Source organism: Glycomyces luteolus, from assembly GCF_027622875.1.
GTDB classification, from domain to species: Bacteria; Actinomycetota; Actinomycetes; order Mycobacteriales; family Micromonosporaceae; genus Glycomyces; species Glycomyces luteolus.
The window spans coordinates 75951-82944 of the sequence record NZ_JAPZVP010000025.1; the positions used below are offsets into that span (position 1 = coordinate 75951).

Annotated in this window: 7 protein-coding genes and 1 tRNA gene; 3 read left to right on the top strand and 5 right to left on the bottom strand. The window is 71.8% G+C overall.

What is annotated here, in order from left to right:
• Positions 1-66: 66 nt before the first annotated feature.
• The 3 genes from O1R50_RS23470 to O1R50_RS23480 form a co-directional block, all read right to left on the bottom strand.
• A complete protein-coding gene (locus O1R50_RS23470; RefSeq protein ID WP_270112685.1) occupies positions 67-915 on the bottom strand; it encodes a siderophore-interacting protein in 849 nt (282 codons plus the stop codon).
• Between the two features lie 88 nt (positions 916-1003).
• Positions 1004-3064: an FtsX-like permease family protein gene (locus O1R50_RS23475; protein ID WP_270112686.1), complete on the bottom strand. Its 2061-nt coding sequence runs from the start codon at positions 3062-3064 to the stop codon at positions 1004-1006.
• On the bottom strand, positions 3061-4146 hold the full coding sequence (locus tag O1R50_RS23480) for an ABC transporter ATP-binding protein (protein ID WP_270112687.1): 1086 nt from the start codon (positions 4144-4146) through the stop codon (positions 3061-3063). Before O1R50_RS23480 ends, O1R50_RS23475 begins: the two co-directional genes overlap by 4 nt.
• 223 nt (positions 4147-4369) lie before the next feature.
• Between O1R50_RS23480 and O1R50_RS23485 the strand changes: the two genes are divergently transcribed.
• Positions 4370-5569 (top strand): sensor histidine kinase, encoded by a 1200-nt coding sequence (locus O1R50_RS23485; RefSeq protein WP_270112688.1) that lies wholly within the window; start codon positions 4370-4372, stop codon positions 5567-5569.
• A gap of 76 nt (positions 5570-5645) precedes the next feature.
• On the opposite strand, the gene O1R50_RS23490 is transcribed toward O1R50_RS23485, so the two are convergent.
• Positions 5646-5730 (bottom strand) — tRNA-Tyr (locus tag O1R50_RS23490).
• Positions 5731-5930: 200 nt separating this feature from the next.
• Here O1R50_RS23490 and O1R50_RS23495 point away from each other — a divergent pair.
• Together O1R50_RS23495 and O1R50_RS23500 are read left to right on the top strand one after the other, a co-directional pair.
• Positions 5931-6422, top strand: a complete 492-nt coding sequence (locus O1R50_RS23495; RefSeq protein WP_205325926.1) for a YajQ family cyclic di-GMP-binding protein — start codon at positions 5931-5933, stop codon at positions 6420-6422.
• A gap of 4 nt (positions 6423-6426) precedes the next feature.
• Positions 6427-6804: a ribosomal protein L7/L12 gene (locus tag O1R50_RS23500; protein ID WP_270112689.1), complete on the top strand. Its 378-nt coding sequence runs from the start codon at positions 6427-6429 to the stop codon at positions 6802-6804.
• Here the strand turns inward: O1R50_RS23500 and O1R50_RS23505 are convergent.
• Positions 6801-6994, bottom strand: a 194-nt coding sequence (locus O1R50_RS23505) for an integrase core domain-containing protein (RefSeq protein WP_270110841.1), incomplete at its 5' end; no start/stop codon positions are given. The genes O1R50_RS23500 and O1R50_RS23505 overlap by 4 nt on opposite strands.

A 6994-nucleotide genomic window follows, 5' to 3' on the forward strand; every position in this document is an offset into this window, starting at 1 on the left:
CCCCCCACCCGCCCCACCCGCTGGGGGGGGCCCCGGGGCCCCCCCCCCCCCGCCCCTCGTGTTCGCTTACTGCCCTGCGGCTTTGGCCTCGTCCTCGTCGTCGACCTTGCGCCACTCCATCTTGCTGGACTGCCAGCCGTCCTCGTTCAGGCCGAGGCGCCAGTAGCCGGAGACCGACAGGCGCTCCTTCGGGACCTCGTGCTCGAAGCGGAGGAGGCGGCGCAGGTCGCGGACGAAAGCGGCCTCGCCGTGGACGAAGGCCTGCACGTCGCCGGCCGGGAAGTCGAAGCCGCGCACGGCCTCGACGAGGCGTTCGCCGATGCGGGCGTCACCGCGGTGGATCCAGGTGACGTGGAGGTCGGCGGCGGACTTGAACTGCTGCTCCTCTTCGGGCCCTTCGACTTCGAGGAAGACGTGGGCGCGCGCGCCCGGGTTGAGGCGTTCGACGGCGACCGAGATCGCCGGGAGGGCGCTCTCGTCGCCCGCGAGGAGGTGCCAGTCGGCGTCGCTGGCGGGAGCGTAGGCGCCGCCGGGTCCGGCGAAGCGCACGAGCTCGCCGGGCTGGACGTTCGCGGCCCAGGGACCGGCGATGCCCTCGTCGCCGTGGTAGACGAAGTCGATCGAGAGTTCGCGGGCGGCCTTGTCCCATTTGCGCACGGTGTACGTGCGGGTGACCGGCCACTGCTCGCGCGGGAGCTCCTCGCGGATGCGGGCCAGGTCGAACGGGTCGGGGTAGGTGACGCCCGGGACGGGGAACTGGAGTTTCAGGTAGTGGTCGGTGTAATCGCCGCAATCGAACTCAGCGAGGCCCTCGCCGCCGAGCACGACGCGGATCATGTGCGGCGTGATCCGCTCGGTGCGCAGCACCTCGGCGCTGGTGACCCTGGGGGTCCGGCGTGCTCGGCCTTCAGCCATATCGGCTCCTCCGGTACATGGCCCGTGCTCCCCACCGACGGCGCCTGCGAGCCGTCCGGCACTTTCAGCACGAGCTACTTAGGTTTCCCTAACTATCACACTTGAAAACCGGAAGCCGCCAGTGGGCCGGGCCGTGAACCGGGGCCGCCACACCCCCAGCGTGGCGGCCCCGGAGCATCTCCCCCTCGGGTCGCGGACTCACGTCCTGCATCACCGAGCGCAGCAGCGGCCGCGACAGGGCCCCGGCGGCGATCACCGCGACGACACCGGCGGCCACCGTGGCGCCGAGGATGAGCGCGCCGCTCGCGTCGAAGCCCATGGCGCCGATGACCGGCGAAGTGAGGACCATGCCCGTCAGGATCGAGGCGCCGCCGATGACACCCAGCGGCAGCAGGGTCTCCTGACGGCGGGCCCGGTCGAGGACCTGCTGCTCCGTCCCGGCGAGGTGCAGGAGACGGTAGGTGCGGCGGCGGTCGAGGACCGAGCCGATCGCACTGATCGCCGCCGAGACGGCCGCCGTCAGGAACACGACCGCGAGGACCACGGTGACGCCGGTGCGGACGGAGCCGACGATCCGGTTCGACATGATGCTCGAATCGACCTCGCGTTCGGGCGGGTCGCCCGGCAGCGCCGCGGTCATCGTGCTGCGCACCGCCTCGAGCTGCGCGCCCGTGGTGGTCGCCTCGATCACCGCGCGATCGGCATCAGCAGTGAGGTACCCGCTCGACTCGACCACCGCGACCTCCGCAGTGCCGCCGAGCCTGTCGCCGAGGTCGGCCGCGAGGGCGTCGGCCTCGGCGGCAGGGACCGTCGCCGCGATCGACTCCGTAGCCTGCGCGCTCGTGTCCGCCTGCAGCATCGGGAACATCGCGACCGAACCGGCCACGAACCCCGCGATCGCGACCCCGGCGACCGCGCGCCACGCGGCCTTCGGGTCGTCCGCGAGCCGCCGTGCCGCCAGCAGCCGCGCCGGGCCCCTCGCGGTGCGCGCCAGGATCCGCCCCAGCTTCTGGACGATCCACGGGCCGACGAGGTTCACCGCCGCGAGCGTCCCGGCGAACAGGCCGATGAGGATCGCAACGGCGATCATGTCGCCGCCCACCAGGTTCGAACCGATCATGAACGCCAGCGCGAGCACAGCGAACACGACCAGGCGGATCGCCTTGAGGCCCTTGGTCTTCACGCGCCGCGCCACCCCGAGCGGACTGATCACGACACTGCGCAACCCGATGAGCGCCGAGGCGGCGACCAGGACGGGCACCGCGACCGCCACGGCGAGCATCCACGGGGCCCCGGCCCACAGGTCGCTGACGTACCAGCGGCCGCCGTCGATCGGGATGAGCGCCACCAGCGGCGTCACCGCCATCCACGCGAGCGTGCCCGCGACCGCACCCGCGACGGCCGCGAGCGTCGTTTCGATGAGGGTCAGGCGCATGACCTGGCCTGGAGTCGCGCCGACGAGGCGCAGCGTCGCGAGCCGTTCATCGCGCCGGGCCACGGTGAGCCGGGCGGCGGCCGCGCCGAAGACCGCGGCGGGCACGGCCATGAGGATCGCGGCCAAGACCATGAGGATCATGTAGAAGCCGTATACGGTGTCGGCGCTGCCGACCGCGAACGAGTCGATCGCCCTGGGCGACACGCCGTCCGCGCTGGTCCGCTCGGCGGTCATCGCCGGGTCGGCGGCGTCGCGGCCGACCGCGGCCACGAGCTCGTTCGGGTGCGCGAGCGCTTCGGGCCCGAGTTCACCGGCGACGCTGACGTCGCCGTAGCGGGCGAGGAAGTCCGATGCCGGGACGCCTTCGAGGAGATCGGCCGCGGCCGGGGAGAGCCACACCTCGCCGGGCTTCGGGAACGCGTCCATGCCGGGCGGCACCGGCGCGTCGTCGCCCAGTGCCGCGAGGTCCACGCGGTTGATCGAGTCGGCGCCGAAGAAGTCGTCGGCCGTCGCGATGACCGCCTCGGCGGTGCCGGTCGTCTCGGCCGGATCGCGCCACGCGGTGCGGTCGGCGCGCTCGTCGAACGCGAAGTTCCCGGCCACGGCGAACTGCAGCAGCAGGGTCGCGACGGCGACGGCGAGCGCGGTCAAGCCGGTGCTCAGCAGGGCGCTGCGGCCCCCGAGGCGGGTCAGCCGCCAGGCGAGCTCGGTCATCGCCAAACCTCCACGACCGACTCGGGACCGAAGTCCGGCCCGGCGGTGGCCGGGCCGCGCACGGCGCCACCGCTCTTCGGCGCGCCGGAAACGGCGTCGCCGTTCCGGCCCATGCCGGACGCGTCGGCTCCGGGACCTTGCATGAACGCGTCACTGCCGCGGCCTACCGGACCCGCCGGGACCGATCCCGCCGCGAACGCGACCGGGCTCGTCACCGAGCCGCCCTGCGCCCCAGGCGAAACCGGCCCGACCGAGCCCGATCCGGAAGCGCCCTCTCCACTCCGCACCGGGAGCCCGATCGCGTCCTGCCGCGCCGACCCGGCCCGCAATCCCACCGCTACCGGCTCGTCCCCGAACCCGTCGGAACCGCTCCCCGCGCCGTCCCCGGTCCGCGGAGTCCCGCTCAGGCGCCCGTCGCCGCGCGGAACGCGCCCATCACGCAGTTCGATCGTCCTGGTGCAGCGCGCGGCGATCCGCGGGTCGTGCGTGACCACGACCAGCGCCGCGTCGAGCTCCCTGACCGTGTCGAGCAGGACCCCCATCACCTGGTCGCCGGTGGCGCGGTCGAGCGCGCCGGTCGGCTCGTCGGCGAACACCACCGCCGGGCGGACCACGAGTGCCCGGGCCAGCGCGACCCGCTGGGCCTCGCCGCCCGACAGCTCGCCGGGACGCCGTCCCTCCTTGCCCTCCAAGCCGAGTCGCCGCAGTTCGGCGCGGGCCGGCTCGAGCGCGGTTTTCCGGGGGGTGCCGCCGAGCATGAGCGGCAGCGCCACGTTCTCGTCGGCCGGGAGCTCCGGAAGGAGCTGCCCGAACTGGAACAGGAACGCGAAGCGGGTGCGCCGCAGGTGGCTGCGCTGGCGCTCGGAGAGGGTGTCGATGCGCTCGTCGAACAGGCGCACCTCCCCCGAGTCGGGCCGCATGATCCCGGCCAGGCAGTGCAGGAGCGTCGATTTCCCCGAGCCGCTTGGCCCGGTGACGGCCACGGACTCGCCGGGGCCGACGGCGAAGTCCACGCCGTCGAGGGCGGGGGCGGTGCCGAAGTGCTTGGTGAGGGCGCGGGCGGTGAGCATCGGGGGCCTCATCGGCGGACCTTCCTTTCCGGCGAAATGAAGGGCAGCGCCGTGCCCGCGATGAGGAATGCGATCGTGAGCACCAAGCTCAGGACCAGTGCGATCTCCAAGAATCCGTTCATGGAGCCAGCTTCGCCGGATTCGGTGCTCTCCCGCCTCGGCTCGCGGGCCGGTTTCGGGCGGAGCGGGTCGGCCGTTCGGCCGAGGGTCCTGGAAAGCCGGTTACCGTCGTGGCATGACCTCGACGTCCGCCGCGCGTTCGCTGCACGGCCGGTTCAACCGGCTGATGATGCTGCTCCTCAAGATCTTCATCATCGGCAGCCTGCTGCTGTCGCTCGCGGCCGAGATGTTCTCGAACGGCGCGGACAAGCCGCCGCCGTTCATCTCGTGGTTCTCGTGGCTGGAGTTCGCGACCGCGATCTTCGTGATCGGCGTGTACGTCCTGTACCGGCCCGGGCGGAAGCGGTGGATCGCGGCCGCGTCCATCGTCTCGCTCGCGGTGACCGGTCTCGACCTCCTCTACGACCAGGGCGTGCGCGGGGTCGGGACCGCCGAGCTGCTGGCGCTGGGCCTGCTCATGCTCTTCTCTGTGCGGCACTGGGACGCGCTTCCGGGCCGGTGGGTGGCCTTCGCCAACGGCGCTGCGGTGATGCTGATCGGGTTCCGGGTGTTCGCCGACAACCTCGAGACCGCCTTCGTGGGCGGCACGGTCCTCATCTTCCTGGCGATGATGACCATGATCGGCTTCGGCGCGTACCTGCGCAGCCTCGACAAGCTGCGGCGCGAGACGCAGGAAGAGGTGCGGCAGGCCGAGCGGCTCGAGCTGGCGCGCGAGATGCACGACTTCGTGGCGCACCACGTCACGGGCATGGTGGTGCTCGCGCAGGCCGCGCAGGTGACGGACACCGACCCGAAGAAGGCGTTCGCGGACATCGAGGAGGCCGGGCTCGCCGCGCTGACCTCGATGCGGCGCATGGTGAAGATGCTCCGCAACGACGACGGCGGCGCGGGCACGAACCCACTCGGCGACCTCGCGCAGATCGAGGACCTCGTGGAGCGGTTCAACCGCGAGGGCACCGACACGACCTGCTTCATCTCGCCGGAGCTGGCGGGCAGCGCGGTCGCGCCGGAGATCGCGGCGACGGCGCACCGGGTCGTGCGGGAGGCGCTGACGAACGTGCGCAAGCACGCCCGCGGGGCGACCCGGGTGCGGGTGGTCGTGGCGGCGGCGAGCGGGAACGGCCTCGAGGTGTCGGTGCGCGACGACGGCCGGGCGGCGCGCGGCAGGCTCGCCGACTCGGGAGGCGGGATGGGCCTGCTGGGTCTCGGAGAACGCATCGAGGCGGTCGGCGGCCAGCTCAGGGCGCAGGCGAGGCCCGAAGGCGGCTGGGAGACGGCCGCGTGGCTCCCCCGCGTGACGACGGTGCCGGGATAAAGCGCGCCGAGTGAGCGCAGCCCGTCCCGTAGGACACGAGGAAGGCCCCCGATCGATGATCGGGGGCCTCCGCTACTGGTGGCAGGTGCAGGATTCGAACCTGCGAAGTCGATGACGGCTGATTTACAGTCAGCTCCCTTTGGCCGCTTGGGTAACCTGCCGCGGCTTGTAGCGAGAGCAAGAATAGCCTCCCCTCCACGGGGGCGCGCAAGCGGGTTATCCCCAGTTGAGACCGCGTTCACTACGGCCGGTCCGCAATGCGCCCGCCCCGCCCGGTGGGGCAGGACTAAGCTTGGCGGTCGCGCCCCTCGCGCCGCCCCCGTACTGCGCTTTGAACCTGCAAGGGAAGGACCGGACTGCCATGGCTGACGCCTCGTTCGACATCGTCTCCGAGATCGACCTGGCCGAACTCGACAACGCGATCAACCAGACCCAGCGGGAGCTGGCCACCCGGTTCGACTTCCGGGGCACCGGCGCGAGCGTCGAGCGCTCCGGCGACGAGGCGGCGCTGATCACAGCCGAGACCGAGGACCGCGTCAAGGCCGCCCTCGAGGTGCTCAAGGAGAAGCTGATCAAGCGCGGGATCTCCCTGAAGGCCCTGGACGCCGGCGAGCCGCGCCAGTCCGGCAAGGAGACCAAGATCGATGTGACCTTCAAGCAGGGCATCTCGACCGAGGACGCGAAGAAGATCGGCAAGATCATCCGCGACGAGGGCCCCAAGGGCGTCAAGCCCCAGGTCCAGGGCGACAAGCTCCGCGTCACCGGCAAGAAGCGGGACGACCTGCAGGAGGTCATCGCGCTGCTCAAGGGCAAGGACCTCGAGGTCGCCCTGCAGTTCACGAACTATCGTTAGACCGATGAACATCTCGCTCATCAACGTGCTGGTCCTCGCCCTGTTCGTGGTGGGCGGGGGCCTGGTCGCGCTGATGGTCACGATCACCCAGCGCAGCTACAAGCAGGATGAGAAGTCCGAGCACTGGGTGGTCTACCCCGGCGCCGAGGGCGAGTCGCGCCTCGACGCGCGGTGGACCGTGGTCCTCGACGACCCGGGCAAGCGGCCGATCCTGGTGATCAAGGAGATCCGCGCGCTCACGGGCCTGGGCCCGGCCCCGGCCAAGGCGATGATCGACGGGGTGCCGTCGACCGTGGTGACCGGCGTGGACCACTCGACGGCGACGAAGGCGCACGCCGTGCTCGCGCGCGCGGGGGCGCAGGCGCGGATGGCCGAGGCCTAGCTGTATTGCCCCGTGAGGTTGGGAACGCGGGTGGCGGGTGGGTTGCCTCCGAGTGCGGTATGGCCGCGGTGATGGTTATACCAGTGCAGCCATGCCGGGAGGGCGGCTCGTCGCTCGTGTTCTGACCGGTAGGGGCGGGCGTAGGCCCATTCGTCGGTCAGGGTGCGGTGGAACCGTTCGACTTTCCCGT

Coding starts and splice junctions, on each gene's coding strand:
- O1R50_RS23485 (WP_270112688.1), top strand. CDS start 4,370: ATGACCTCGACGTCCGCCGCGCGTTCGCTGCACGGCCGGTTCAACCGG.
- O1R50_RS23480 (WP_270112687.1), bottom strand. CDS start 4,146: ATGAGGCCCCCGATGCTCACCGCCCGCGCCCTCACCAAGCACTTCGGC.
- O1R50_RS23495 (WP_205325926.1), top strand. CDS start 5,931: ATGGCTGACGCCTCGTTCGACATCGTCTCCGAGATCGACCTGGCCGAA.
- O1R50_RS23500 (WP_270112689.1), top strand. CDS start 6,427: ATGAACATCTCGCTCATCAACGTGCTGGTCCTCGCCCTGTTCGTGGTG.
- O1R50_RS23475 (WP_270112686.1), bottom strand. CDS start 3,064: ATGACCGAGCTCGCCTGGCGGCTGACCCGCCTCGGGGGCCGCAGCGCC.
- O1R50_RS23470 (WP_270112685.1), bottom strand. CDS start 915: ATGGCTGAAGGCCGAGCACGCCGGACCCCCAGGGTCACCAGCGCCGAG.